This is a genomic window from Aliiroseovarius sp. (assembly GCF_965228805.1).
Classification (GTDB): domain Bacteria; phylum Pseudomonadota; class Alphaproteobacteria; order Rhodobacterales; family Rhodobacteraceae; genus JASBTN01.
Genome location: NZ_CBDDIE010000003.1, coordinates 3,615,178 through 3,639,780, shown reverse-complemented (window position 1 = coordinate 3,639,780; position 24,603 = coordinate 3,615,178). Strand labels below are relative to the sequence as shown.

General features: G+C 64.4%; 24 protein-coding genes and 1 tRNA gene. 13 read left to right on the top strand and 12 right to left on the bottom strand.

What is annotated here, in order from left to right:
- Positions 1-37: 37 nt before the first annotated feature.
- From purN to ACO07D_RS19010, 3 genes are all read right to left on the bottom strand, one after another.
- On the bottom strand, positions 38-628 hold the full coding sequence (gene purN, locus ACO07D_RS19020) for a phosphoribosylglycinamide formyltransferase (RefSeq protein WP_421704499.1): 591 nt from the start codon (positions 626-628) through the stop codon (positions 38-40).
- Positions 625-1,674: a phosphoribosylformylglycinamidine cyclo-ligase gene (gene purM, locus ACO07D_RS19015; RefSeq protein WP_421704498.1), complete on the bottom strand. Its 1,050-nt coding sequence runs from the start codon at positions 1,672-1,674 to the stop codon at positions 625-627. The genes purN and purM overlap by 4 nt, the downstream gene beginning before the upstream one ends.
- A 170-nt stretch (positions 1,675-1,844) precedes the next feature.
- Positions 1,845-2,087: a hypothetical protein gene (locus ACO07D_RS19010; RefSeq protein ID WP_421704497.1), complete on the bottom strand. Its 243-nt coding sequence runs from the start codon at positions 2,085-2,087 to the stop codon at positions 1,845-1,847.
- Positions 2,088-2,223: 136 nt separating this feature from the next.
- Between ACO07D_RS19010 and ACO07D_RS19005 the strand changes: the two genes are divergently transcribed.
- Positions 2,224-2,299, top strand: a tRNA-Ile gene (locus ACO07D_RS19005).
- Positions 2,300-2,317: 18 nt separating this feature from the next.
- On the opposite strand, the gene ACO07D_RS19000 is transcribed toward ACO07D_RS19005, so the two are convergent.
- The 3 genes from ACO07D_RS19000 to ACO07D_RS18990 all read right to left on the bottom strand — a co-directional run bounded on the left by ACO07D_RS19000 (position 2,318) and on the right by ACO07D_RS18990 (position 4,313).
- On the bottom strand, positions 2,318-2,977 hold the full coding sequence (locus tag ACO07D_RS19000; RefSeq protein ID WP_421704496.1) for a DUF1638 domain-containing protein: 660 nt from the start codon (positions 2,975-2,977) through the stop codon (positions 2,318-2,320).
- 102 nt (positions 2,978-3,079) lie between these two features.
- On the bottom strand, positions 3,080-3,265 hold the full coding sequence (locus tag ACO07D_RS18995) for a hypothetical protein (RefSeq protein ID WP_421704495.1): 186 nt from the start codon (positions 3,263-3,265) through the stop codon (positions 3,080-3,082).
- 352 nt (positions 3,266-3,617) lie between these two features.
- A complete protein-coding gene (locus ACO07D_RS18990) occupies positions 3,618-4,313 on the bottom strand; it encodes a corrinoid protein (protein WP_421704494.1) in 696 nt (231 codons plus the stop codon).
- A 186-nt stretch (positions 4,314-4,499) separates the two neighbouring features.
- On the opposite strand from ACO07D_RS18990, the gene ACO07D_RS18985 reads away from it, so the two are divergent.
- Positions 4,500-5,564 (top strand): PA0069 family radical SAM protein, encoded by a 1,065-nt coding sequence (locus tag ACO07D_RS18985; protein ID WP_421704493.1) that lies wholly within the window; start codon positions 4,500-4,502, stop codon positions 5,562-5,564.
- A 157-nt stretch (positions 5,565-5,721) separates the two neighbouring features.
- Here the strand turns inward: ACO07D_RS18985 and bmt are convergent, their stop codons facing one another.
- The 3 genes from bmt to ACO07D_RS18970 all read right to left on the bottom strand — a co-directional run bounded on the left by bmt (position 5,722) and on the right by ACO07D_RS18970 (position 9,358).
- Complete coding sequence (gene bmt / locus ACO07D_RS18980; protein WP_421704492.1) at positions 5,722-6,735, bottom strand: betaine--homocysteine S-methyltransferase; 1,014 nt, start codon at positions 6,733-6,735, stop codon at positions 5,722-5,724.
- 111 nt (positions 6,736-6,846) lie between these two features.
- Positions 6,847-8,802 carry a phosphatidylglycerol lysyltransferase domain-containing protein gene (locus tag ACO07D_RS18975; protein ID WP_421704491.1) on the bottom strand — a complete coding sequence of 652 codons (1,956 nt, stop codon included), beginning with the start codon at positions 8,800-8,802 and terminating at the stop codon, positions 6,847-6,849.
- A 241-nt stretch (positions 8,803-9,043) separates the two neighbouring features.
- Positions 9,044-9,358: a DUF1476 domain-containing protein gene (locus tag ACO07D_RS18970; RefSeq protein ID WP_421704490.1), complete on the bottom strand. Its 315-nt coding sequence runs from the start codon at positions 9,356-9,358 to the stop codon at positions 9,044-9,046.
- A 210-nt stretch (positions 9,359-9,568) separates the two neighbouring features.
- Between ACO07D_RS18970 and purC the strand changes: the two genes are divergently transcribed.
- The 8 genes from purC to ACO07D_RS18930 all read left to right on the top strand — a co-directional run bounded on the left by purC (position 9,569) and on the right by ACO07D_RS18930 (position 17,285).
- Entirely contained in the window at positions 9,569-10,330 is a 762-nt protein-coding gene (gene purC, locus ACO07D_RS18965) for a phosphoribosylaminoimidazolesuccinocarboxamide synthase (protein ID WP_421704489.1), read from the top strand.
- 258 nt (positions 10,331-10,588) lie between these two features.
- Positions 10,589-11,185, top strand: coding sequence for a hypothetical protein (locus ACO07D_RS18960; RefSeq protein ID WP_421704488.1), 597 nt, complete (start codon positions 10,589-10,591; stop codon positions 11,183-11,185).
- Positions 11,182-11,412, top strand: coding sequence for a phosphoribosylformylglycinamidine synthase subunit PurS (gene purS, locus ACO07D_RS18955; protein ID WP_300520428.1), 231 nt, complete (start codon positions 11,182-11,184; stop codon positions 11,410-11,412). The genes ACO07D_RS18960 and purS overlap by 4 nt, the downstream gene beginning before the upstream one ends.
- Positions 11,412-12,080, top strand: a complete 669-nt coding sequence (purQ, locus tag ACO07D_RS18950) for a phosphoribosylformylglycinamidine synthase subunit PurQ (protein WP_421704487.1) — start codon at positions 11,412-11,414, stop codon at positions 12,078-12,080. Before purS ends, purQ begins: the two co-directional genes overlap by 1 nt.
- A 36-nt stretch (positions 12,081-12,116) precedes the next feature.
- Entirely contained in the window at positions 12,117-13,883 is a 1,767-nt protein-coding gene (locus ACO07D_RS18945) for a sensor histidine kinase (RefSeq protein ID WP_421704486.1), read from the top strand.
- Between the two features lie 34 nt (positions 13,884-13,917).
- On the top strand, positions 13,918-15,249 hold the full coding sequence (locus ACO07D_RS18940; RefSeq protein ID WP_421704485.1) for a sigma-54-dependent transcriptional regulator: 1,332 nt from the start codon (positions 13,918-13,920) through the stop codon (positions 15,247-15,249).
- A 158-nt stretch (positions 15,250-15,407) separates the two neighbouring features.
- Positions 15,408-16,178: an HpcH/HpaI aldolase family protein gene (locus tag ACO07D_RS18935; protein ID WP_421704484.1), complete on the top strand. Its 771-nt coding sequence runs from the start codon at positions 15,408-15,410 to the stop codon at positions 16,176-16,178.
- Positions 16,179-16,286: 108 nt separating this feature from the next.
- The gene (locus ACO07D_RS18930; RefSeq protein ID WP_421704483.1) at positions 16,287-17,285 is read left to right on the top strand and encodes a tellurium resistance protein; all 999 of its coding nucleotides are present in this window, start codon (positions 16,287-16,289) and stop codon (positions 17,283-17,285) included.
- Positions 17,286-17,519: 234 nt separating this feature from the next.
- Here ACO07D_RS18930 and ACO07D_RS18925 read toward each other — a convergent pair whose 3' ends face one another.
- Positions 17,520-17,861 carry an MmcQ/YjbR family DNA-binding protein gene (locus ACO07D_RS18925; protein WP_421704482.1) on the bottom strand — a complete coding sequence of 114 codons (342 nt, stop codon included), beginning with the start codon at positions 17,859-17,861 and terminating at the stop codon, positions 17,520-17,522.
- A 250-nt stretch (positions 17,862-18,111) separates the two neighbouring features.
- Between ACO07D_RS18925 and cysS the strand changes: the two genes are divergently transcribed.
- From cysS to ACO07D_RS18910, 3 genes are read left to right on the top strand one after another with little or no spacing between them, the layout of a single operon-like run.
- The gene (cysS, locus tag ACO07D_RS18920; protein WP_421704481.1) at positions 18,112-19,647 is read left to right on the top strand and encodes a cysteine--tRNA ligase; all 1,536 of its coding nucleotides are present in this window, start codon (positions 18,112-18,114) and stop codon (positions 19,645-19,647) included.
- Positions 19,644-21,263 carry a citramalate synthase gene (cimA, locus tag ACO07D_RS18915; protein WP_421704480.1) on the top strand — a complete coding sequence of 540 codons (1,620 nt, stop codon included), beginning with the start codon at positions 19,644-19,646 and terminating at the stop codon, positions 21,261-21,263. The genes cysS and cimA overlap by 4 nt, the downstream gene beginning before the upstream one ends.
- A 37-nt stretch (positions 21,264-21,300) precedes the next feature.
- Positions 21,301-22,062, top strand: a complete 762-nt coding sequence (locus tag ACO07D_RS18910; RefSeq protein ID WP_421704479.1) for a squalene/phytoene synthase family protein — start codon at positions 21,301-21,303, stop codon at positions 22,060-22,062.
- Positions 22,063-22,088: 26 nt separating this feature from the next.
- Here ACO07D_RS18910 and eda read toward each other — a convergent pair whose 3' ends face one another.
- Positions 22,089-22,727 carry a bifunctional 4-hydroxy-2-oxoglutarate aldolase/2-dehydro-3-deoxy-phosphogluconate aldolase gene (gene eda / locus ACO07D_RS18905; protein WP_421704478.1) on the bottom strand — a complete coding sequence of 213 codons (639 nt, stop codon included), beginning with the start codon at positions 22,725-22,727 and terminating at the stop codon, positions 22,089-22,091.
- A gap of 7 nt (positions 22,728-22,734) precedes the next feature.
- Positions 22,735-24,543, bottom strand: coding sequence for a phosphogluconate dehydratase (gene edd, locus ACO07D_RS18900; RefSeq protein ID WP_421704477.1), 1,809 nt, complete (start codon positions 24,541-24,543; stop codon positions 22,735-22,737).
- Positions 24,544-24,603 lie beyond the last annotated feature (60 nt).

Here is a 24,603-nt window from a genome sequence, read left to right as displayed (position 1 = left end):
CCGGAATTTTCGAAAATTCCGGGCACCGCGTCGGGTCTCAAGGCAGCATCACCGGGCTGCGGTCGCCGTCGGCAAAGCGGCGCAAGACGGCGGGGTAGAGTTGGTGTTCCATCACCAGAACCCGGGCGGCCAGGGCATCCGGCTTGTCGCCGGGTTCGATTGGCACGCGCGCCTGGCCCAGGATCGGGCCGCCGTCCAATTCGGCGGTGACTTCGTGCACGGAACATCCGGCCTCCGCGTCGCCCGCCTCGATGGCGCGGGCATGGGTGTTGAGGCCCTTGTATTTTGGCAGCAGCGAAGGGTGGATGTTCAACATCTTGCCCGCCCAACGGCGCGTGAACCCTTCGGTCAGCACGCGCATGAACCCGGCCAAGCAGATGATGTCAGGCTGGGCGGCGTCGAGGACTTCGTTCAACGCCGCCTCGAAGGCTTCGCGGTCGCGGCCATAGGGCTTGTGATCCACCACGGCGGTATCGACGCCGCGGGTGCGAGCTTTCTCCAGCCCGCCCGCGCCCGCCACGTTCGACAGCACCAGACAGGGACGCGCCGGGTGGTCGCCCTGCATGCTGTCGACCAGCGTGACCATGTTGGACCCGCCGCCGGAGATCAGGATCGCGACGCGTTTCACGAGAGCGAGCCGAGGTATTTCACGCCTTCGCCATGGGTGACGGTGCCCAGCTGGGTCACGGTCTCGCCCGCCTTTTCCAAGAGCGCGCGGATGGTCTTGGCCTCGGCGGCATCGACCACCAGCACCATGCCCTGACCGGCGTTGAAGGTCTTTAGCATTTCGGCCTGATCCATACCGCCGGTCGCAGCCAGCCATTTGAACACTGGGGGCAGGGACCATTCGTCCAGATCCACCAGCACGCCCAGCCCTTTGGGCAGCACGCGGGGCAGGTTTTCGGTCAGGCCCCCGCCGGTGATATGGGCCAGCGCATGCACGCCGCCCGCGCGCACCGCTTCTAGCGCCTGTTTCACATAGAGGCGCGTGGGGGCCAGCAGCGCCTCGCCAAGCGTGGTGGAGGCATCCCAGGGGCATTCTGCGTCCCAGCCGAGGCCCGACACTTCAACCAGCTTGCGCACCAGCGAATAGCCGTTCGAATGCACCCCGTCCGAGGCCAGGCCCAGCAGAACGTCGCCTTCGCGCACGCCCTTGGGCAGGGTCTCGCCCCGTTCCATGGCGCCCACGGCGAAGCCCGCGAGGTCAAAGTCGCCCGCGTCATACATGCCGGGCATCTCGGCGGTCTCGCCGCCGATCAGCGCGCAGCCGGAGCGGATGCAGCCCTCGGCAATGCCTTCGACAATGCGCGCGGCCTTGTCGGTTTCCAGCTTGCCGGTGGCGAAGTAGTCAAGGAAGAACAGGGGCTCGGCGCCCTGACAAACCAGGTCGTTCACGCACATGGCGACCAGGTCGATGCCGATCGTGTCCACGTTGCCGGTGTCGATGGCGATGCGCAGCTTGGTGCCCACGCCGTCGGTGGCGCCGACCAGGATCGGATCGGTGTAACCCGCAGCCTTGAGGTCGAACAGCGCGCCGAAGCCGCCCAGACCGGCCATCACGCCGGGACGGTTGGTGCGCTTGGCGGCGGGTTTGATACGCTCCACCAGCTCGTTGCCCGCGTCGATATCCACGCCCGCATCCGCATAGGTGATGCCGTTCTTGCCGTCCGTCATGATGTCCCCCGAAATGGCCCGCAAATTGCTTGGGGCTGCGATAGACCATGGGGGCGGCATTTGCAACGCGCGAGACTGTCCCGTGAAGGCTCCGGCGCCTTGTTTTTACACTGCGGGCGCCGATGGGTGCTCTCGTTCAAGCGCTGGTGGGTTGCATCAGCAAGGCCGGATCAGAATTCCTGAAGCACGCGGCCCTTCTCGCGGCCATCATCGCCCTTGCGGTCCATCGCGGAAAACCGTCCGCTGCCAATACCCTGGGTGCTCAGAACGATTCCGACGATGGCGATGACCACCAGCCCCACGACCAGCCCGTTGTTGTTATTGCTGCTGCTCGGGTACGGGGCGGCTTGCGCGGTCATCGGCATGGCGGCCAGGCTCCCGGACAATGCAAGTGCAAGACAAAGTTTTTTCATGTTTCCCTCCCATTATTGACGGGCAATCGTGGTGTTGCCCTTGCGTCAGTTTGCGGCGGAAAACAGTTTCGGTCAAATCTGCCCCCTCTGCACGGGCTTGACCCGCGCGTCTGGCCTGATAAGCCAAGGGCACGGTGGGCCTGTAGCTCAACGGTTAGAGCAGAGCGCTCATAACGCTTTGGTTGCGGGTTCAAATCCTGCCGGGCCTACCAAACTTCCACCGACAGGGGTCAGTCCTTCGCCACAGCGCGCAGGGAGGTCTCCAAGTCGCCGTAGCCGGTGAACCGGCGTTCATAGGCGAGGCCCAGGCGCGCGGCGGCAGCACGGGCCATTTCGTCGAGCTTCGGATTGTCGGTCTGTGCCTGATAGACCAACCGCGTGTAGTGGCCGAAGTACATGTCGCGCAGCTCCGGGTGCCGGTCGAGGCCGAGGGGTTTGATCACGAAGGTTTCGAACTGGCGGGTCAGGAAATCGGTCAGGTAGAAGACGTCGATCTCTCCATCGCCATGTTCGGCAAAGCGGTCGTTGCCCTCGAAGAAGCTGTAGCAATGCGGGCCTTCGATCATCTCGACGCCCAGACGTTCGCAAGTGGCCTGCAACTGCCCGCCCGAGCCGCAATCGGCATAGGCCACGAAGATCGCCTCATAGGCGTCGCGGTGCTTGGCCACGGCCTCTTCCACTGCGGCGGGGATGCGTTCGGGCGTGTTGTGCCAGATTGCGGGCAGGCAGGTCAGGTCCAGGTGCTCCCAGCCGTTCACGCGGATCAGGGCGATGATCTCATGCGCCAGCGCCCCGCAGGCCAGGACCAGGATGCGGCCCTGCTTTCGTGGGGCCAGTCCGTCGCGGGTCAGGGTGGCGTCTTCGGGGGCGCTTTGGGTGGGATCTGTCATGGATGGGCCTCTTCGCGTCTTCTGGAAGGATAGGCCGCGTCCGCGGGGAAGGCGAGGGCCGGGGGCGACTTCGCCCGCTCTGTTCGCGACGCGAAGGGGGGCTCAGTCCTTGTTGCGCTCGCTGATGCCGCGCCAGGCGATGGAGGCCAGCAGCAGAAGCGGCATCAGCGCCATTGCGACCTGCCCGTCAAGCTTGCCGGCCATGGCGGCCATGGAGCCAATCCAGACGGTCAGCCCGGCGCAGGCGATCACAAGGGCGATCAGAAGGAAGAAACGTGTCTTTGACATGGGGGGAATGTGGGGGCTTTGCGGGGAAAAGGGAAGGGGAGTGTTTTAAGTGAGAAGCAGCGGGGCGGCGCCCGACCCTGGGTGGGCGCTTGGGAACGGTTTTGTGAGGCGACCAACTTGCCCAATCCGGAACAGCATTTCTGATTGAAGCGTTGCAAAAGCGCCCTCCCGTGGGGAGGGCCCCCTCCCGGCAGAATTCGCTTGCGAATTCGCCTGCCGGGTCAATGCAGCCGCGGCACCGCTGCGCGGCGTGTGACACTCATCTTCGCTGACGCTCGATGGAGGCTATCCAGACAAAAAAGAAAAGGCCCCGCCGAAGCAGGGCCCATCAGTCAGAGGTAACTGGCGCCGCTTACAGCGCGTTGTGCTTGCGCGACATGAAGTCCTTGGCCATTTCCACGGCTACGGCGGCGTCACGGCAATAGCCGTCGGCACCGATCGCCTTGCCGAACTCCTCGTTCAGCGGTGCGCCACCGACCAGCACGACATAGTCGTCGCGCTTGCCCTGTTCGACCATCGTGTCGATCACGACCTTCATGTAGGGCATGGTGGTGGTCAGCAGGGCGGACATGCCCAGGATATCGGGCGCCTCGGTTTCCAGCGCTTCCATGTAGTTCTCGACCGGGTTGTTGATGCCCATGTCGACCACTTCGAAGCCGGCGCCTTCCATCATCATGGCAACCAGGTTCTTGCCGATGTCGTGGATGTCGCCCTTGACGGTGCCGATCACCATCTTGCCCATGCGCGGCGCGCCGGTTTCGGCCAGCAGCGGCTTCAGGATCGCCATGCCCGCTTTCATCGCGTTGGCCGCCAGCAGCACTTCCGGCACGAACAGGATGCCGTCGCGGAAGTCCTTGCCGACGATGGTCATGCCGGCCACCAGGGCCTCGGTCAGGATGTTGTAGGGCTGCCAGCCGCGTTCCAGCAGGATGTTGACGCCTTCTTCGATCTCTTCCTTCAGACCGTCATAGAGGTCGTCATGCATCTGCAACGTCAGCTCTTCGTCATTGAGCTCGCTGAGGATGATATCGTCTTCTTGGTCGGACATGTATTAGCTCCGGGCTGGGGCGTCGTGACGCGATTCTTCTTGATCCTTGATGAAGCCAAAGCGCCTTTCAGTATAGGCGAATAGCGACACCAAGCTTTCCGCAACCGACTCATGGGCCGATTGTGACTGGTAAATGTTCTCTTTATGTTCTAGTGTGACGGCATGACGCAGAACAGGCCCACCCCCATGACGAAACCTGTGATTCACGCCGGGCGCGCGGCGCTGTCGAACCGGGCGGGGAGATTCGAACCCTATGTGGTGGACGCTGTGGATGACGGGTGGGAGGTGCCCGAGACGGCGCCGCTGCGCACCGAGGTTTCGGTGGAAAGCCCGCGCAAGGTGATCACGCGCAATGCTTCGCCGGATTTGAACTTCGACCGGTCCATCAACCCCTATCGGGGGTGCGAACACGGCTGCATCTACTGTTTTGCCCGGCCCACCCACGCCTATCTGGGCTATTCGGCGGGGTTGGATTTCGAAACCCGTCTGATTGCTCGTCCGATTGCGCCGGATCGCTTGCGTGCCGAGCTTCTGCGCCCCTCCTACGATGTTGCGCCGATCGCCATTGGCACCAATACCGACCCTTATCAGCCGATCGAACGCCGCTACCGCGTGATGCGCGGGCTGCTTGAGGTGCTGTCGGAGTTCCGCCACCCGGTCGGCGTGGTCACCAAGGGCACGCTGATCGAACGCGACCTGGATATTCTGGGTGAAATGGGGCGTTCCGGGTTGGCCGGGGTTGGTGTGTCCGTCACGACATTGGACAATGCGGTCAGCCGCGCGATGGAACCGCGCGTGCCCGCGCCCTTGCGCCGTTTGAAGATGATCGAACGGCTGGCCAAGGCCGGTGTGCCGGTGCGCGTCATGGTCTCGCCGGTTGTGCCCGGGTTGACCGATCACGAGCTGGAGGCGATCCTGTCTGCTGCCCGTGATGCGGGCGCCGTGGCGGCAAGCTATATCCTGTTGCGCCTGCCCGGTGAGGTCGGTCCGCTGTTTCGTGAATGGCTGGAAGAGGCCTTCCCGGATCGCGCCGCCCGGGTGATGGGGCGTATGCGCCAGATGCGCGGGGGGGAGGATTACGATGCCGCCTTCGGCACCCGCATGGTGGGGGAGGGGGAGTTCGCCCGGCTGCTGGCGCACCGGTTTGACGTAGCCGCCCGGCGGTTGGGGCTGAAACGGGACCTGCCGCCGCTCCGGCGTGACCTGTTCCAGCGCCCGGCGCAGCGCGGCGATCAGCTCAGTTTGTTCTGACAGCTCTTTCATCTTTCCCCAAATATCCTCGCCGAAGGCCGCCGGGCCTGCGCAGCAGGACCGGCCATGCCCAACAGGCGCGGGCGCATCTTTGATGCGACCCCGCGTGGCGGGAGCCCCCCGTCCGTGGGGACGGGAGGCGTGATTTCCGTGTGGCTTAGCCGCGGCGGCGGCGGGTGCGGCGGCCCTGCGGCTCGTCCTCGCCGGTGCCATCCGAGGTGGACGAGAACCCGCCCAGTTTCTCGGCGATCTCTTCCAGGGTCGGGCGGCTGTCGGCCACGGGGCGGGTTTCCAGCGCTTCGCGCATGGCGGCCAGGTGCTCGGCGGTGGTGCCGCAGCAGCCGCCGATGATCTTCGCGCCACAGTCGCGCGCCAACACGGCATAATCCGCCATCAGCTCCGGTGTGCCATCATAGTGGATATGGCCGTGCACGTATTTCGGAATGCCCGCGTTGCCCTTGGCGACGATCGGCCGTTCGGTGCCCTGGGCGGCGAAGCCCAGCACCGTGCGCAGCAGATCGGCAGACCCCACGCCGCAGTTTGCGCCAAAGGCCAGCGGCGGATTGGGCAGGCTTTCCACCAGCTGCACCATGTCCGCGCTGGTCACGCCCATCATGGTGCGCCCGGCGGTGTCGAAACTCATCGTGCCGACCCAGGGCATGTCCGCCAGGCGGGCGGCCTCGGCGGCGGCCTTGTATTCGTCGGGGGCGGAGATGGTCTCGACCCAGAGCAGATCTGCGCCGCCTTCCTTCAGCCCCTCGGCCTGTTCATGGAACATCTCGACCGCGCCCTGATACGTCAGGCTGCCCATCGGCTCCATGATCTCGCCGGTCGGCCCCACGGAGCCGGCCACCACAACGGTGCGGCCCGCGGCATCAGCCACGTCACGGCCCAGTTCGGCCGCGGCCTTGTTCAGCTCGCGTACGCGCCCTTCGGCCCCGTGCAGCTTCAGCCGCGACGCGTTGCCGCCGAAGCTGTTGGTCAGGAAGATGTCGCTGCCCGCCTCGACCGGCCCGCGATAGAGTGCGCGGATCTTGTCCTGCTCGTCCACGTTCCACAGCTCGGGCGCATCGCCCGAGGTAAGCCCCATGTTGAACAACGTGGTCCCGGTCGCGCCATCGGCCATCAGCCAGGCATTGTCGGTCAGCATGCGGGTCAGGGCGTCGCTCATCTTGGCACCTTATGGTTGCAGTGTTTCTGGCGCGGTCATTGCCATGGATTGGCCCCATGTGCAAATCGGAACCGTGCATGAAGATCATGAGGCGCGTTTGCGCTGCGCCCGTCAAGCCTGCCTGCGGCGCAGGGTGTTGCGAAGGGGCGTATTGCGCTTTGCCTTGCCACGCTTGGCCGAGATTTCGCGCATCACGTCCACGGCGCCCAGCATCAGGCCCGCACGCGATGGGGCGGCGATATAGAGCACTTCCCAGTTCGGGCCGAAACAGGTCTTGAATTGGCGCAGCCCTTCGGCGCCCGAGATCCGGTCGATCCGGTCGCGCAGACGGTGGAAGAGCTCCGGTTCGTGGTCCTGTTTGCCCAGCGGCACGGCGGCCAGCGACAGGCGTGCCACGCCTGCCTCCCCGGCGGCGGCAATCGCGTCGGCCAGCAGCAGGTGCATGGTGCCGTCCGGCGCGTCGGGCAGCTGGCGCATCAGGTCAAGCGTCCATTCATTGTCATTGGCATGCAGGGTCAGGAAGCCGATCAGCCTGCCGTCCTGGCGGGCCAGGAAGACCCGGCTCCAGGGCAGGGTGGCCGGATCCCAGGTGCCCATGGAAAAGCCACGCTCGCCGCCGCGGGCGTCTGCCCAAGCCTGGGCGACCGCGTCCATCTCGGCAAGCGGCAGGGCGCTGCCTGCGCTGACCACCACGCCCGCGCCTTCCGCCTTGCGCAGCTTGCGGCGCAGCTGGCGACGCGATGAGCCGTCGGTGGTGAACCCGGCCGGGTCCAACCAGGCCTCATGTGCCAAAGGCAGGGTGGCCCAGCCCGCACGGCGGGCGGCGGCGGCAATGCGGGCACCGGATTTGTACAGAAGTGGGGCCAGGAACCGCGCGCTGGCTGCATTGTGGGCATCGGACAGGAAACGGGCCTCGTCGAACTCGCGTGACAGCGGATCGGACAGGAATACCAGGCTTTGGCCCACCGGCGCGGTCAGCGCAGCGGGTTTCGCGCCCGGTGAGGTAAAGAGCGACAGGCAGCCATGGCGCAGCAGGTTCGCCTCTGCGCGCGGGGCTTGGGCGATGGCTTTGTCCAGCCGGGGTGACAGGGTCGGGGCCTCGACCGGCTGCACAGCCTCCAGCGCCGGGTCCGGCACGTTCTCCTCTTTACGCGGACCCCGGATCACCACGGCCGCGCCGATCAGCGCGGGCGCGGCGTAATAGACCGCGCGGAAGGCCAGCACGGCGGCCAGCACCGGTTCCTCGGGCACATGGGGCAAAAGCGCCAGCAGCGTCATCTCGAACGGGCCGACCCCGCCTGGGGTGCCGCAGACCAGGCCCGCGCCCAGGGCGACGATGAAGGCGGCGATCATGATCATCGGCGCGATCTGCGCGCCTTCGGGCAGCAGCACCCAGAGGGCGGCGCCAGCAAAGGCGGTGTCGATGAAGGTCAGCGCGACGATGGCGCCCATGGCCTTCAGCGGTGGAAACTGGATACGAGCCAATACGCCCGGCCGCCAGATCGACAGGGTTACGACCAGGGTGGCGACGCTCAGCGCCAACAGCGCAAGCGGGGTTGCGCCTGGCAAGGGCAGAGGTATGGCCAGCACAACCAGTGCGGCGACCACGGCCCAGCCTGCCAGGAAGGTAACGGCGACGGTCATCGACAGGCGGAAGGCCTGCACCAGCGAAAGCTCCGGCAACATGCGCCAGCGCACGAAAGCGCCGGATATGACGCCGAATCCCACCGTTTGCGCCACGGCGATCGACGCGACCCCGGTGCGTAGTGCGGCGCGTCCTGGGGTCGGCGAGCCGATCAGCCGGTGACCGACGGCATCATAGCGCCCAACGGCCCAGAAGCTGACCACGGTGAATCCGGCGGCGGCGAGCCATTGTAGCGGGCCCACGGTGCGAAATCCTGCGGTAATCTGGCGAAGATCCAGCCCCTGCACCCGGTCCCACATGAGGGCAACCAGCAGGACAGCGATGCCCATCGGCAGGATTTGCCGCGCGGCCAGCTTGCGCAGGTCGATGCCTGAGGCCTGCTCGGACGCCTTGAAGAAACCGGTCTTGTTGCTGCGGGCCATGTGCCACCCCCCTTTAGTCTACCCCGGCGATAGTCTTGCCCCCGGGGTCCCAAGGGCGGGTTAACGTTTCCAATTTGAGGGAAAAATGAAACCGACATCCGCCTGCTCACGTTTCCGTGAGCCGTGTCATATAGGATCGGACGAAAATTTCCAGCTGTTTGCGCCAACGTCGCAGTGTCGCATGGGGCGAAACGGAAAAGGGCGCCCGAAGGCGCCCCATCAAGTCACTTTGTGGTGGGGCTTAGGCCTCGCCCATCAGCTCTTCCTTGGCTTGGGCCAGGCATTCGGCACGCTGGGCGCGCACGGTGTCGGCATCCGACTTGTCGCCCAGATCGGCGGTGACCTTGCGCAGCACGTCTTCGTGGCCGGCTTCCTCGAAGTCGGACTTGATCACCTCGACCACATAGGTTTCCATCTCGGCTTCGGACTTGCCCAGGATGGCACCGGCCCATTCCGCCAGTTTCTTGTTGGCGCGGGCTTCGGCCTTGAACTTCATCTCCTCATCGTGGGCAAACTTGTTTTCAAAGGCGCTTTCGCGGTCGTCAAAGGTGGTCATGATCGTCCCTTGCTTCGGTCATGTGTCAGTCAATCGGGGGGAATTCGCATTCCGTCACCTGAGATATGCCCTCCCGCAGGGCGCAGGGCAACCCCGCTAGCGCAAGCATCGCTTCCCAAGCCGTGATATTCTTGCCCCCCATGGGCCTTTCCCTTATAGGCGGGGCAACGGCGGGGCCGCAGATGGCCCCCGCGAACTGGTGGAGACCCCATGGCACGTCGCAAGAAGCTTTACGAAGGCAAGGCAAAAGTTCTGTATGAAGGGCCCGAGCCCGGCACCCTGGTGCAGTATTTCAAGGACGACGCCACCGCCTTCAATGCCGAAAAGAAGGACGTGATCGAAGGCAAGGGCGTGTTGAACAACCGCCTGAGCGAGTTCTTCATGAAGGGCCTGACCCAGATCGGCGTGCCGAACCACTTCATCAAGCGGCTGAACATGCGCGAGCAGCTCATTCGCGCGGTCGAGATCGTGCCGCTGGAAGTGATCGTGCGCAACTATGCCGCCGGGTCGATGGCCAAGCGCCTGGGCATGGAAGAGGGCACGCCGCTGCCGCGCCCGATCGTCGAGTTCTCCTACAAGGATGACGCGCTGGGCGACCCCCTGGTGCCGGAAGAGTACATCATCGCCTTCGGCTGGGCCTCGCAGCAGGACATGGACGACATCGTCGCCCTGGCGCTGCGCGTGAACGACTACATGTCGGGCGTCATGTATGGCGTGGGCATCAAGCTGATCGACTTCAAGATCGAGGTTGGCCGCGTCTTTGAAGGCGACTACCAGCGCCTGATCGTGGCGGATGAGATCAGCCCCGACAGCTGCCGTCTGTGGGACATCGAAACCGGCGCCAAGCTAGACAAGGACGTGTTCCGCCGCGACCTGGGCAGCCTGTCGGACGCCTATACCGAAGTGGCGAAACGCCTGGGGGTTCTGCCCTCGAACGTGACCCACGCACCGAAACCGACCCTGATCAACTGAGCGGGACCAAAGAGTGTGGGTGAGGCAAGGAATCGAAAGCAAAGGTTTCTTGCCGATCACCCGCACTGCTGTTTTTGTGGTGGGAAGTACCCAAGCACAACAATTGATCATGCTCCGCCGATTTGCATGTTTTGGGATCGACAGAGGCCAAAAGGGCTAGAGGTTCCTGCATGTGAATTCTGCAACCGGAGACATGCCCTTTTTGACGACTTTTTTGGCCTCCTTGCCTTAGCTCAGGGTTCTTCGAAGAACGGTAGAGTGGACAGTAGGCTTGCACAAAGTGCCCGAGCGGCATCTCAGCGTTTTCCAGAGGCAGTTTCACAAATCGCGCGATCTGGCCGACACACGTATCAATTCCAAAACGGTCTCCTGCGTCCGGTTGTTGAAACGAAGTTTACGTCTCCCGAGGTTCCCTTTGTTATCTCCTATGTTGCTGCGAGAATTGCTGTGGCAATGTACTACAGCGAAACAGCAAAGGTCGTTCAGCTCGGGTCAGGTCTTTGGACAACGTGGCGCCCAAATGTCCAGCCCTTTGGGAAAGAGACAGAGGAGCTGTTTCTAAAATTCATGCCCGACTATGCGACGCTTAGTCAGGGTAAGATGGTTGCCGACGATCAGTTCGAGGTGCGCTACCAAATTGCGCCTGAACATGAGATTGGCGCCTTCTATTTTCAATTCCACCGGAGTTTTCGTGTGGCGGTGTTTTTGGTGCCGGAGAGAAATGTGGCTCAACTTGACTGTGATGACTTCGGTCTCTTGTTCAAGATTTCCGAGCAGTGTATTGAGCCGGTGAACGCCGAGTTCCCACCAAACGTTCGCCTGAATAGGCGGCCACAAGAGGATGCCAAGAAATGAAAGTCCGCGTCGATGTCATGCTGAAAACCGGTGTCCTGGACCCGCAGGGCGAGGCCGTGCGCCACGCGCTGGGCAACCTGGGTTTTGACGGTGTCGAAACCGTACGCCAGGGCAAGGTGATCGAGCTGGAAGTGGCTCCGGGCACCTCGGAGGACACGATCAAGGAGATGTGCGAGAAACTGCTCGCCAACACCGTGATCGAAAACTACGCCATTCAGGTGCTGTGATGAAGGCGGCTGTCATCGTCTTCCCCGGCTCGAACTGTGACCGCGACCTGGCCGTGGCCTTCGAGCGCGCCGGCGCCGATGTCACCATGGTCTGGCACAAGGACACGCACCTGCCCGAGGGGCTGGACATCGTCGGCGTGCCCGGCGGGTTCTCGTTCGGGGATTACCTGCGTTGCGGCGCCATTGCCGCGCAATCGCCGATCACCAAGTCGCTGATCCGCCACACCGAGCGCGGCGGCTATGCCTTGGGCATCTGCAACGGCTTCCAGGTGCTGACCGAAACCGGCATCCTGCCCGGTGCGCTGATGCGCAATGCGAACCTGAAGTTCATCTGCAAGCCCGTCGGGTTGAAGATCGCCTCGACCGAGACGCCGTTCACCTCTGGCTATGACCTGGGGCAGGAGATCACCGTGCCGGTTGCCCACCACGATGGCAATTACACGGTGACGGACGAGAAGCTTGCGCAGCTGCGTGACGAGGGCCGCATCGCCTTTACCTACACCGACAACCCGAACGGTTCGACCGGCGACATTGCCGGGGTGATTTCGAAAAATCACCGTGTTCTCGGCATGATGCCCCACCCGGAGCGTTGTGTGGACGAGCTGCATGGCGGCACGGACGGGCAGGCGATGTTCCGCTCGCTGTTGGACAGCTTCGTGACGGCCTGACTTGAGGCCCATGGCTCGGGGGCGTATCTTTGAACCATGGGTGACACCGACATCACGGATCCCGTCCCGATCAACACGGGACTGACCTGGCGCCAGCGTCTGACGCTGATTGTGCTGATCAGTATTGCCGTGGTGACGATCTGGGTCACCAATGTCTGGCTGACCCAACGCTATACCGAAACCACGCGCAACCGGGCGGAGCTGCGCGTGGCGCTCTATTCGGGCAACCTGATTTCCGAGCTGCAACGTAACTCGGTCGTGCCGCTTCTGCTGTCGCGCGATCCGGCGCTGATCAATGCGCTCAATTCGGATGACTACAGCCAGTCCAGCGCGCGTCTGATCACCTATCGCGACGAGATCGGCGCGGCCTCGCTGTTGCTGCTGGATGAAAGCGGCCGGGCGGTGGCGGTGACAGATCGCGAACGCCTGGGCACCACCCACCGGACCGAACATTATTTCGTCAACGCGCTGCGCAGCTCGGAAACGGTGTTCACCACCGTGCGCACCGAGGCGGGCGGGTATGAGTTTACCTACAGTCGCAAGATCGAGGCGAATGGCGAGCTGATCGGTGTCATCGTGGTCGAGGTCGACCTGCAGAAGTTTGAAAGCGGCTGGGCGGGGATTTCCGACGCGGTGCTGGTATCGGACAGCGAGGGTCACATCATCCTGTCCACCGAACCACGCTGGCGCGGCCTGACCGAGGAAGAGGCGCTGGCGACGATCTCGGCACCTTCGGCGATTCGTCGGGCGATCCAGGCGACTGCGGACTGGGCCGCGCTTCCCTCCGACGCCTTCCTGGGCTCCGCCGTGATGCGCCAGGAGGCACGTATCCCGTTCCAGGGCTGGCGCATGGCTTCGTTCACGACTCACGCGAGCGTGCGCGAGAAGGTGAACGGCTTCCTGGCACTGGAAATCATGGGATTTGCCATCATCCTGGCGATCACATTTTATGTGATCAGCCGCCGCGCCACGTCGCGGTCGGTGATCTTCCAGTTGGAATCGGCAGAGCTTCGCCAGTTGAACACCGCCTTGCAGCGGGAAATCGCCGAACGTCAGAAGGCGGAAAAGAGCCTCCAGGTGGCCGAACAGACCCTGGCGCAGAGCTCGAAACTGGCCGCCCTGGGCGAGATGTCGGCCGCCGTAAGCCACGAGCTGAATCAACCGCTTGCGGCGATGAAGACCTACCTGGCCGGGGCCAAGCTGCTCTTGCAACGCAACCGCCCCGAAGAGGCCCTGTCGAGCTTCCAGCGCATCGATGATCTGATCGAGCGCATGGGCGCCATCACGCGGCAGTTGAAAAGCTATGCGCGCAAGGGCGGGGATGCGTTTGAACCCTTGGATACAAGGCTCTGCGTGTCCACGGCCCTGTCGATGATGGAACCCCAATTGAAGAGCCGACACGTCCGCATCACCCGCAATATTCCGCAGGATCCGGTCATGGTGATGGGCGATCGGCTGCGCCTGGAACAGGTGCTGATCAACCTGCTCAGAAACGCCATTGACGCGACCAAGACCCAGGATGACCCGCAGGTCGATATCATCCTGTCGGGCGGTGATATGGCGCGCATCACCGTGCGCGACAATGGTGGAGGGGTCGAGGATCTGGAGAACCTGTTCGAGCCCTTCTACACCACCAAGGCCCCCGGCGACGGGGTCGGGTTGGGGCTTGCGATCTCCTCGGGCATCGTGAACGATTTTGGCGGTCGCCTCACGGCCCGAAATGGTCAGGACGGGGGGGCTGCATTCGAGGTGGAACTTCCTATCTTGAAGGAAGACGACGGAAAAACGGAGGCCGCGGAATGAACGTGGCACGCAGAAGGGTGAGCAAAGGAACACCATGGCACAGGCAATGAAGATCGCGATCGTCGATGACGAACAGGACATGCGGCAGTCCATTTCCCAATGGCTGGCCCTGTCGGGGTTCGAGACCGAGACCTTCCCGGGCGCCGAGGAGGCGTTGAAGGTGGTGGGGCCGGATTACCCCGGCGTCGTCGTGACCGACATCCGCATGCCGGGCATGGATGGCATGCAGTTCCTGAAGAAGCTGATGAGCCTCGACAGCTCGCTGCCGGTGATCATGATCACCGGGCATGGCGACGTGCCGATGGCGGTGGAGGCGATGCGCGTGGGCGCTTTCGACTTCATGGAGAAACCCTTCAACCCCGACCGCATGACGGAACTGGCCAAGAAGGCCACCGCGCGCCGCCGCATGGCGCTGGACGCGCGTGCCCTGCGCCGCGAGCTGGGTGACGGCACCACGATCATGAAGAAGCTGATCGGCGCTTCCCCGGTGATGGAGCGCCTGCGCGAGGATATCCTGGATCTGGGCCAGTCGGACGGCCATGTGCTGATTGACGGCGAAACCGGCACCGGCAAGACCCTGGTGGCGCACGCGCTGCACGCGGTGGGGGCCAAGGCCGGGCGCAAGTTCGTCGTCGCCTCCTGCGCGGGGCATGAGGAAGACGACCTGGCCCGCAGCCTGTTCGGTCCGATGGAAGACGGCGGCACCCAGCCGCTGGTCGAGGAGGCCCGCGGCGGCACCCTGGTGCTGGAAGACATCGAGGCGTTGCCCGACAAGCTGCAAGCCAAGCTGCTGGCCTGGATCAACGACCAGGGCACCCCCGCCGAGACCCGCGTGGTCGCCGTGTCGAACCTGCAGGAACAGGGCAAGACCTGTGAGGATTGCATGCGGCCCGACCTCTATTACCGTCTGGCGGCGATGAAGATCACCCTGCCGCCGCTGCGCCAGCGGGGCGAGGACATCCTGATGCTGTTCACGCGGTTTGCCGACCAGTTCGCCGAGGAATATGGCTGCCCGGCGCCGACCGTGTCCGCCCAGGAGGCCGCGCAGCTGTTGCAGGCGCCCTGGCCGGGCAATATCCGCCAGCTCACCAACATCGCCGAACGCGCGGTGCTGCAGAGCCGACGCGGCTCGGGCACGATCTCGTCGCTGTTGATGAACGACCATGACGAGGTGCAGCCGGTCATGACCACCGAGGGCAAGCCGCTGAAAGAGTACGTGGAAGCCTTTGAACGCATGCTGATCGACAATACGATGCGCCGCCACAAGGGCTCGATCGTGGGCGTCATGGAAGAGCTTTGCCTGCCGCGCCGCACCCTGAATGAGAAGATGGCCAAATACGGGCTGCAGCGGGCCGATTACCTCTGACGCGCCCCGCGTTTGGCTGGCGTTGCCCAGCGGAGTGGCTGCGCCACGCTTGATGATTTGATGGGCGCCCCTGGCCGACGGGGGCGCTTTTCTTTTGACCTGCTGCGTGTTGCAAGCTACGCATTGGGTAATTCACATGTTAACAAAAGGGTGATGCCATGGGAAACCCGTTGAAACAGGCGCTGGCCGCGAATGAGATGCAGATCGGCCTGTGGCTGAACCTGGGCGACGCTTCGGCGGCCGAGATCGCCGGGCAGGCGGGGTACGACTGGTGCCTGATCGACGGGGAACACGGGCCCTACAACCCCACCGCCATCCTGGGGCAACTGCGCGCTTTGGCAGCCTTCAACGCGGAGCCGGTGGTGCGGGTGCCAATCGGTGAGGATTGGGTGATCAAGCAGGTCATGGACTTGGGCGTGCGCTCGCTGTTGATCCCCATGGTCGATACGCCCGAGCAGGCCGCCCATCTGGTGCGGGCCACCCGCTACGCCCCGGATGGTCACCGGGGGCTGGGTGCCGCCGTGGCCCGTGCGTCCGGCTATGGCGCCGACACCGGCTATGTTGCGCGCGCCAATGACGAGGTCTGCCTGCTGGTCCAGGCCGAAACCCGCGCGGCGCTGGAGAACCTTGATGCCATTGCCGCAACCGAGGGCGTGGATGCGGTTTTCATCGGACCGGCGGACCTGTCGGCCGACATGGGCCACAGGGGCAACCCCGGCCACCCGGAGGTGCGCGCGGCCATCGCCGATGGTGTCGCCCGCATCCGCGCGGCGGGCAAGGCGGCGGGGATCATCCACTATGACACGGCGGACTTCGCCTATTACCGCGACCTGGGCATTACCTTCCTGGGCACTGGCGCCGATGCCTCGCTGCTGCGCGCGGCGATGCAGGCCAATGTTGCGGCGGCGCGTGAGGCGCTGGACGGCTGACCCGCTGCACGGGGCAGGGGGCTGCGACCGGATAGCCCCTTCCATCATATGCAGGCTTCGCGATACACGGGAGCTGGACAGATAGATCCGCGCGCACAGGAGACACCCATGGCCAAGGCCCCGCATTTCCCGCCCCCCAAACCGATCCCGCCAAAGACGCGCCTGTTTCAACGCACGCCGCCGGCGGTGTTTCCGCCGATCTTCGGCCTCTTCGGTCTCGGCCTGGGCTGGCGTCGGGCGGGGGAAGCCTTTGGCGTGCCCGCCGAGGCCGCCGACATGCTGCTGGGCGCGGTGACATTGCTTTATCTCTTCGCGGTCGTGGCTTACCTCGCCAAGGTGGCCCAACGCCCGGGCGTCTTTCACGAAGACCTGCGCGTGCTGCCCGGCCGGGCCGGGCTGGCGGCAATGATGCTGTCGGGAATGTTGCTGGCCTCGACCCTGGTGCTGTTCAACCAGGTGTTGGCCCAGGTGGTGTTGAGCCTTTCGGTCGGCGGCCATGTCCTGCTGGCCGTGACCATCGCTCGGGATCTGGTCACTGGACCCAAGGAGGCCCGCATGGTCACCCCGGTGTGGCATCTGAGCTTCGTCGGCTTCATCATCTCGCCTCTGGCTGCCCTGCCACTGGGCTGGGGTGTCTACAACAGCGTGGTGCTCTGGGCGACATTTGTGGTGGCCGTGATGATCTGGGGCATCTCGATCCGTCAGTTCATTCAGAAGGATGTGCCGCCGCCGCTGCGCCCACTTCTGGCGATCCATCTGGCCCCGGCCTCGGTCCTTGGCACGGTGGCGATGCTGGTGGGCTACCCGCAGCTGGCGCTGGGCTTTGGTCTGTTGGCGATTGTGATCCTGGCCGGGTTGGTCGGGGCCGCGCGTTGGCTGACAAAAGCCGGGTTCAGCCCGCTCTGGGGCGCCTTTACCTTCCCTCTGGCGGCCTTTTCCACCCTGATGCAGGTGCTGGCGCTGTATGGCTATGGCGAGGTCTTCCGCATCCTCGGCGGCGCGTCCCTGGTGGCGGCCACGCTGATCATCCCGCCGATTGCCTGGAAGGTAATGCAGATGTGGATGAAGGGTGTGCTGGCGGCCAAGACCAACGCGGCGCAGGCGTGAGAAGCCGCGGCGCGCCCGGCCTTGGGTGGGCGCCTCGCTACAGTCTTTGAGGCAAATGCGTCGCCACGCTTGCAACGCTGGAGAGGGTTGTGACGTCTCAATGCGCCCTCCCGTGGGGAGGTCCCCCTCTCGGCAGATTGCCAAAGGCAATCGCCTGCCGGGTCGATGCAGGCGCGTCGCGGCTGCGCCGCTCCAGTGGAGCTCATCCTCACCGAAGCTCGACGGGATACCCGCTCAGCGCGCGGGCAACCCCGCTTGCACCTTCTTCGTCAGGCCCCCCCGCACCAGGTCATAGCTGCGCTCCAACCGGTGGCGCAGTTCCTCTTCGGGGCAATCCCAGGGCAGGCGCACCCAGGAGCGGTGGAAATAGGGGGCTTTCTCGCCCACGCCCGCCTCGATCAGCATGGAGGCCGTCTCGATATCCGGGGTCTTGACCGAGACCCCGTCGCCGACGGTGCCGATACAGGCGAACATCTTGCCGCCCACCTTCCAGGCATCGTGCCCGCCGCCCCAGGGATCCGAGACTTCGGCCCCGGGCAGGGTCGCACAGATATCATTGACCAATTCGCGTGACATGGGCGGAGCCTAGCGCGGGTAGGGCTTTGGGCAAAGAGGGGGGCGCAAGCCAACTGCCATCTCCTGTCGCTGCCCCCTTGGCGCGCCGCGGATTCCCTGCTATCACCGCCCCATGAAGACGCAAAAGACCATCATTATCTGCTGCATTACCCACTGACATCGTCAGGCGGGCCGTTCTTCTATTCCAAAGACTTGATGAAGTTGCTAAGCCCGCCACGGATGACGTGTGCGCGGCTACCATGAGGACACCATGACGCAAATCAAGCTCTATAACACCAAGGCGCGGGCGAAGCAGGACTTCACGCCCATCGACCCGGACAATGTGCGCATGTATGTCTGCGGGCCGACCGTCTATGACCGTGCCCACCTGGGCAATGCGCGGCCTGTGGTGGTGTTCGACGTGCTCTATCGCCTGCTGCGCCATGTCTATGGGCCCGACCACGTGACCTATGTGCGCAACTTCACCGACGTGGATGACAAGATCAACGCGACCGCCTTGAAGCGCAAGGAAGCGGGGGCCTCCGGCACGCTGGAACAGCTGGTGCATGAGCGGTCGAACGAGACCATCGACTGGTATCTGCACGACATGGGCGCGCTGGGGGCGATGGAGCCCGACCACATGCCGCGCGCGACCCAATATATCGATCAGATGATCGCGATGATCGAGGATCTGATCGCCAAGGGCCACGCCTATCCGGACGGGGCGGGGCATGTGCTCTTTTCGGTGAAAAGCTATGAGGATTACGGCAAGCTGTCCGGCCGGTCGGTCGATGACATGATCGCGGGCGCGCGGGTGGAGGTCGCGGACAACAAGCGCGACCCGATGGATTTCGTGCTGTGGAAGCCGTCCTCGGATGAGTTGCCCGGCTGGGACAGCCCCTGGGGCCGTGGGCGCCCGGGCTGGCACATCGAATGCTCGGCGATGAGCCACGACCTGCTGGGCGCGTCGTTCGACATCCACGGCGGCGGCAATGACCTGCAATTCCCGCACCATGAAAACGAAATCGCCCAGAGCTGCTGCGCCCACCCCGAGGCCGAGTTCGCGCGCTACTGGCTGCACAACGAGATGCTGCAGGTCGAGGGCAAGAAGATGTCCAAGTCGCTGGGCAATTTCTTTACCGTGCATGACCTGCTGGAGCAGGGCGTGCCGGGCGAGGTGATCCGCTTTGTCTTCCTGGGCACGCATTACCGCAAGCCGATGGACTGGACCGAGAAGAAGCGCGCCGAGGCTGAGGCGACACTGCGCAAGTGGCGTAAGGGAATAGGGGGGGTTGAGGCCTCCCCGCTGGACGAATGCGTTTCTGATGCGTTGGCAGATGACCTCAATACATCTGAAGCGTTAATGCGAATTCATAGCTTGGCTCAACAAGGAGAATGGAAAGCAGTAAAGGCTTCTGCAAACCTGTTAGGGCTCTTGACTGATGCTTTGGGTGAGTGGGCGCTTGAACCAGAAACTGACCTTGGAAGCCTCGCAATGAAACTTCACTCCATCCGTGTAGCTGCTATGGAATCAAAGGACTTCTCCCAAGTTGATGCCCTTAAGTCCGCACTAACGAAGGCAGGGGTGGAAGTGCGGATGTCGAAAGAGGGGGTAGAGTTAGAGCAAAAGAAGCTAGATAGTCTGGCCGCGATCTACGCTCGTGCCAACCGTGCGGTGGCTACCGAAAGCGATGACGAAGCCGATTACTGGTTCGGTATTGCTGAGCGAATGAAAGACGGAACGATACTTTGTCGAGAGACTCAAGGTGACGCAATTGAAGCAATCTTGAAAGAATGGTTGCAATGACCGAAAAGCTCTACCTCTACGACACCACCCTGCGGGACGGGCAGCAGACCCAGGGGGTGCAGTTCTCGACCCCGGAAAAGCACCAGATTGCCGAGGCCCTGGACGCGCTGGGTATCGACTATATCGAGGGCGGCTGGCCCGGGGCCAACCCGACCGACAGTGAGTTCTTCATCGACGCCCCCAAGACCCGCGCGACCTTTACCGCCTTCGGCATGACCAAACGCGCGGGCCGCTCGGCGGCGAATGACGAGGTGCTGGCGGGGGTTCTGAACGCGGGCGCCCCGGCGGTCTGCCTGGTCGGCAAGAGCCATGATTTCCACGTCACCAAGGCGCTGGGCATCGAACTGGAGGAGAATGTCGAGAACATCCGCGCCTCCATGGCCCACCTGGTCGCCAACGGGCGTGAGGCGCTGTTCGATGCGGAGCATTTCTTTGACGGCTACAAGGCCAACCCGGCCTATGCGCTGGACTGTGTGAAGGCGGCCTATGAGGCTGGCGCGCGCTGGGTCGTGCTCTGCGATACCAACGGCGGCACCTTGCCGGGCGAGGTGCATGACATCACCCGCGCCGTGATTGACGCGGGCATTCCGGGCAGCCATCTGGGCATTCACACCCATGACGACACCGGCAACGCAGTGGCTTGCAGCCTCGCCGCCGTGGACGCGGGCGCGCGCCAGGTGCAGGGCACGCTGAACGGGCTGGGGGAGCGCTGCGGCAATGCCAACCTGACCACGCTCATTCCGACGCTTTTGCTGAAGGAACCCTATGCCAGCCAACTCGACGTGAACGTCAAGCGAGAAGCGCTTGAGAAAATGACGAAAATCTCGCGTCAGCTGGACGATATCCTGAACCGCGTGCCGAACAAGGCGGCGCCCTATGTCGGCGCCTCGGCCTTCGCGCACAAGGCGGGGCTGCATGCGTCAGCGATCCTCAAGGATCCGACCACCTACGAGCACATCGTGCCCTCCAGCGTGGGCAACACCCGCGTGGTGCCGATGTCGAACCAGGCCGGGCAGTCGAACCTGCGCGCGCGGCTTCAGGGCGCGGGCATCGAGGTCGCAAAGGGCGATCCGGCACTGGGCCGCATCCTGGACGAGGTCAAGGCGCGCGAGGATCGCGGCTATGCCTATGACGGGGCGCAGGCCAGTTTCGAACTCGTCGCGCGCGAGGTGCTGGGGCAGCTGCCCAGCTTCTTCGAGGTCAAGCGCTACAAGGTCACGATCGAGCGGCGCAAGAACAAGCGGAACCAGATGGTCAGCCTGTCGGAGGCCATCGTGGTGGTGAAGATCGGCGATGAGAAACACCTGTCGGTGTCCGAAAGTATGGACGCCAAGGGCACCGACCGCGGCCCGGTGAACGCGCTGGCCAAGGCTCTGGCCAAGGATCTTGGCCCTTATCAGGCCTGTATCGACGACATGCACCTGGTGGACTTCAAGGTGCGTATCACCCAGGGCGGCACGGCGGCCCAGACCCGCGTGATCATCGACAGCGAGGACGGGGCGGGGCACCGCTGGTCCACCGTCGGGGTCAGCCCGAATATTGTCGACGCCTCCTTTGAGGCGCTTCTGGATGCGATCACTTGGAAGCTGATCCGCGATGGGGTGGCTCCGGCGTGATGGAAACGGATTTGGCCCAAATCAGCGATGTGTTGCGATGAGTGTTGACGCTGGCATTCAGGCCTGTGCCGAGCTGGTGCAGCGCGGTGATCCGGATCGGTTCCTGTCCGCCATGACCGGCTCGGTCGCGGCACGGGAAGTGCTGTTCCCGCTCTATGCGTTCAACTTGGAACTGGCCCGCGCGCCTTACGTGACGCAGGATCCCATTATTGCCCGGATGCGGCTGCAATTCTGGACCGATGCGCTGGACGAGATCGCGGCAGGCAAACCGCCGCGTGCCCATGAGGTGGCCGAGCCGTTGGCCCATGTGGTGCGCGAGACGGGCGCGGACCTGGTGCGACTGCACGCCATGGTCGAGGCGCGGGTGGCCGATATCGGTGAGCCCGGGCCGGTGCAGGTCGACGATGTGGTCGCCTATGCCAAGGGCACGGCGGGGAACCTGATGGCCGTCGCGGGCGGCGCGCTTGGGGCGACGGATACGCAGGCCGTGGAACGTATCGGCACCGCGCAGGGCATTGCCAACTGGCTCTTGGCACAACCGGCGTTGCGCGCGGCAGGCCGGGGCTTTGTCACGCCTGCGCCGGAGGTCTATGCCGAACTTGCGCGGCGCGGGTTGCAGATGCTGAGCCCGGTGAAGGCGGGGCCCGCCGCTCCGGCGTTGCGGGCGGCCTGGCGGACGAAGGGCGTGTTGAAACGTGCCGGGAGTGATCCCGAAGGGGTTATGGCGGGCACCATCGGTGGGTCGGAGTTTGCCCGGCGCGGCAGTTTGCTGTGGAAGAGCATTTCCGGCGGCTGGTAATCGTTTTCTTCGAAAATTCCGGGCGCTCAGCCCAGCCCGGACGCTTCTTTCGCCAGCGCCGTGATCCCGGTCCAGTCGCCTGCCTTCACCATCGCCGAGGGCGCCACCCAGCTGCCGCCAACGCAGAGCGTATTGGGCAGGGACAGGTAGTCCATCGCATTGCCCGGACCGACGCCGCCGGTGGGGCAGAAACGGATCTGGGGCAGGGGGGAGGCCAGCGACTTCAGGAAGGGCGCGCCGCCTGCGGCTTCGGCCGGAAAGAACTTCTGCACCGAATAGCCACGTTCCAGCAGACGCATCGACTCGCTGGCGGAGGTGGCGCCGGGCAGCAGCGGCAAGTCATGGGACTCGCAGGCATCGAGCAGCCTGTCGGTCGCGCCCGGCGAGACGCCGAAGCGTGCGCCAGCTTCTTTCGCGGCCACCACATCTTCGGGCGTCAGCAGCGTGCCGGCCCCGACCACGCCGCCCTCGACCTGGGCCATCTCCCGGATCACGTCCAGTGCCACCGGGGTGCGCAGCGTGACCTCCAACGCGGGCAGCCCCCCGGCCACCAGCGCCTCGGCCAGCGGGCGGGCATGGGCGACCTCATGGACCACCAGCACCGGCACGACCGGGGCAAGGCGGCAGATTTCTTCTGCTTTCAGGGAAGCGTCCTGGGGTGTCATGCGGACCTCATACGACGGTGGCGGCGCCGGTCGAGGCGAGGCCGACATTCTTGCGGAAGACATCAAAAAGCTCGCGCCCGATGCCCTGTTCATTGGCCGACAGATCGGCCGTGGCGGGTGTGCGAGCCGCGAAGCCTTCGGTCAAGACCTCAAGCGTGCCCTTGTCGGCATCCAGGCGCACCAGGTCGCCGTCCTGGAGCTTGGCAATCGGCCCGCCGTCCATCGCCTCGGGCGAGACATGGATCGCCGCAGGCACCTTGCCCGAGGCGCCGGACATGCGCCCGTCGGTGACCAGTGCGACCTTGAAGCCACGATCCTGCAACACGGCAAGCGAGGGGGTCAGCCCGTGCAGTTCCGGCATGCCATTGGCCTTCGGGCCCTGGAAACGCACGACGACAATCACGTCCGAGGTGAACGTGCCATCGCGGAAGGCCTGCTTGACGCTCTCTTGGTCGTGGAACACGCGCACGGGGGCCTCAATCACATGGCGATCCTCGGCCACGGCCGAGACCTTGATGACACCGTGCCCCAGGTTGCCCTCCAACTGCGTAAGGCCGCCGGTGGGTTGGAACGGATCGGCTGCGGGGCGTAGGATCTTGTCGTTCAGACTGTCCTTGGGGGCAGGCTCCCAACGGATGCGGTCGCCATCCAGCTTTGGTTCCTGCGCGTAAGCGCCCAACCCGCCGCCCGCCACGGTGGTGGCATCGGCATGGAGCAGCCCCTCGGAAATCAGGTTGCCGATCATGTAACCCAGCCCGCCCGCGGCGTGGAAATGGTTCACATCGGCCAGCCCGTTCGGATAGACCCGCGCCATCAGCGGCACGATGGCCGAGACATCGGCGAAATCCTCCAGCGTCAGCGCCACACCGGCGGCGCGCGCCATGGCGGGCAGGTGCAGGATCAGATTGGTCGAGCCCCCGGTCGCCATCAGCCCCACCAGCGCATTCACGAAGGCCTTTTCATCCAGAATGTGGCCTGCGGGCGTGAAATCATTGCCAAGCGCGGTGATCTGGGTTGCGCGGCGCACGCCCTCGGCGGTCAGCGCCTCGCGCAGGTCCGTGCCCGGGGTCACGAAGGCGGCGCCCGGCAGGTGCAGCCCCATGAACTCCATCAGCATCTGGTTGGTGTTGGCCGTGCCATAGAAGGTGCAGGTGCCCGGCCCGTGATAGGCGGCCATCTCGGCGGCCATCAGCTCGTCCCGGCCGACCTCGCCGGTGGCGAACTTCTGGCGCACTTTGGCTTTTTCATCATTGGGAAGCCCCGAGGTCATCGGCCCCGCAGGCAGAAACACCGCCGGGATATGGCCGAAGGTCGCGGCGGCCATGACCAGCCCCGGCACGATCTTGTCACAGACGCCCAGGTAGAGCGCCGCGTCAAACGTGTTGTGGCTCAGCGCCACCCCGGCAGCCAGCGCGATCACGTCGCGGGAAAACAGGCTCAGCTCCATGCCCGGTTCGCCCTGGGTGACCCCGTCGCACATGGCGGGCACGCCACCTGCGACCTGTGCGGTTGCCCCTTCCTCGCGCGCCACGCGGCGGATCAGGTCCGGGTAGGTGCCATAGGGCTGATGCGCCGACAGCATATCGTTATAGGCGCTGACGATCCCGAGATTGGGCGCGCGGCTCGTGGCCAGGGCCGACTGATCCTCGCCTGCGCCTGCATAGGCGTGGGCCTGGTTCGAACAGCTCAGATGGGCGCGGCGCGGCCCGTCCTCGGCCGCGCGGGTGATCTTGTCCAGATAGGCGGCGCGGGTGGTTTCGGATCGGGTGATGATCCGGTCGGTGATACGCTCCAGCTCGGGGTGCAGGTTGGGCATGTCTGTCGTGGCTCCGTCTTAGCTCCCATGGCTCGGGCTGCGGTCTAGCATGTTCCGTTA

Coding starts and splice junctions, on each gene's coding strand:
- ACO07D_RS18910 (WP_421704479.1), top strand. CDS start 21,301: ATGAGTGTTGACGCTGGCATTCAGGCCTGTGCCGAGCTGGTGCAGCGC.
- ACO07D_RS18930 (WP_421704483.1), top strand. CDS start 16,287: ATGGCCAAGGCCCCGCATTTCCCGCCCCCCAAACCGATCCCGCCAAAG.
- ACO07D_RS18925 (WP_421704482.1), bottom strand. CDS start 17,861: ATGTCACGCGAATTGGTCAATGATATCTGTGCGACCCTGCCCGGGGCC.
- ACO07D_RS18975 (WP_421704491.1), bottom strand. CDS start 8,802: ATGGCCCGCAGCAACAAGACCGGTTTCTTCAAGGCGTCCGAGCAGGCC.
- bmt (WP_421704492.1), bottom strand. CDS start 6,735: ATGAGCGACGCCCTGACCCGCATGCTGACCGACAATGCCTGGCTGATG.
- ACO07D_RS18990 (WP_421704494.1), bottom strand. CDS start 4,313: ATGTCCGACCAAGAAGACGATATCATCCTCAGCGAGCTCAATGACGAA.
- ACO07D_RS18995 (WP_421704495.1), bottom strand. CDS start 3,265: ATGTCAAAGACACGTTTCTTCCTTCTGATCGCCCTTGTGATCGCCTGC.
- edd (WP_421704477.1), bottom strand. CDS start 24,543: ATGCCCAACCTGCACCCCGAGCTGGAGCGTATCACCGACCGGATCATC.
- ACO07D_RS18945 (WP_421704486.1), top strand. CDS start 12,117: ATGGGTGACACCGACATCACGGATCCCGTCCCGATCAACACGGGACTG.
- ACO07D_RS19010 (WP_421704497.1), bottom strand. CDS start 2,087: ATGAAAAAACTTTGTCTTGCACTTGCATTGTCCGGGAGCCTGGCCGCC.
- purM (WP_421704498.1), bottom strand. CDS start 1,674: ATGACGGACGGCAAGAACGGCATCACCTATGCGGATGCGGGCGTGGAT.
- cysS (WP_421704481.1), top strand. CDS start 18,112: ATGACGCAAATCAAGCTCTATAACACCAAGGCGCGGGCGAAGCAGGAC.
- purS (WP_300520428.1), top strand. CDS start 11,182: ATGAAAGTCCGCGTCGATGTCATGCTGAAAACCGGTGTCCTGGACCCG.
- purQ (WP_421704487.1), top strand. CDS start 11,412: ATGAAGGCGGCTGTCATCGTCTTCCCCGGCTCGAACTGTGACCGCGAC.
- ACO07D_RS18970 (WP_421704490.1), bottom strand. CDS start 9,358: ATGACCACCTTTGACGACCGCGAAAGCGCCTTTGAAAACAAGTTTGCC.
- ACO07D_RS18935 (WP_421704484.1), top strand. CDS start 15,408: ATGGGAAACCCGTTGAAACAGGCGCTGGCCGCGAATGAGATGCAGATC.
- purC (WP_421704489.1), top strand. CDS start 9,569: ATGGCACGTCGCAAGAAGCTTTACGAAGGCAAGGCAAAAGTTCTGTAT.
- ACO07D_RS18940 (WP_421704485.1), top strand. CDS start 13,918: ATGGCACAGGCAATGAAGATCGCGATCGTCGATGACGAACAGGACATG.
- ACO07D_RS18985 (WP_421704493.1), top strand. CDS start 4,500: ATGACGAAACCTGTGATTCACGCCGGGCGCGCGGCGCTGTCGAACCGG.
- cimA (WP_421704480.1), top strand. CDS start 19,644: ATGACCGAAAAGCTCTACCTCTACGACACCACCCTGCGGGACGGGCAG.
- eda (WP_421704478.1), bottom strand. CDS start 22,727: ATGACACCCCAGGACGCTTCCCTGAAAGCAGAAGAAATCTGCCGCCTT.
- ACO07D_RS19000 (WP_421704496.1), bottom strand. CDS start 2,977: ATGACAGATCCCACCCAAAGCGCCCCCGAAGACGCCACCCTGACCCGC.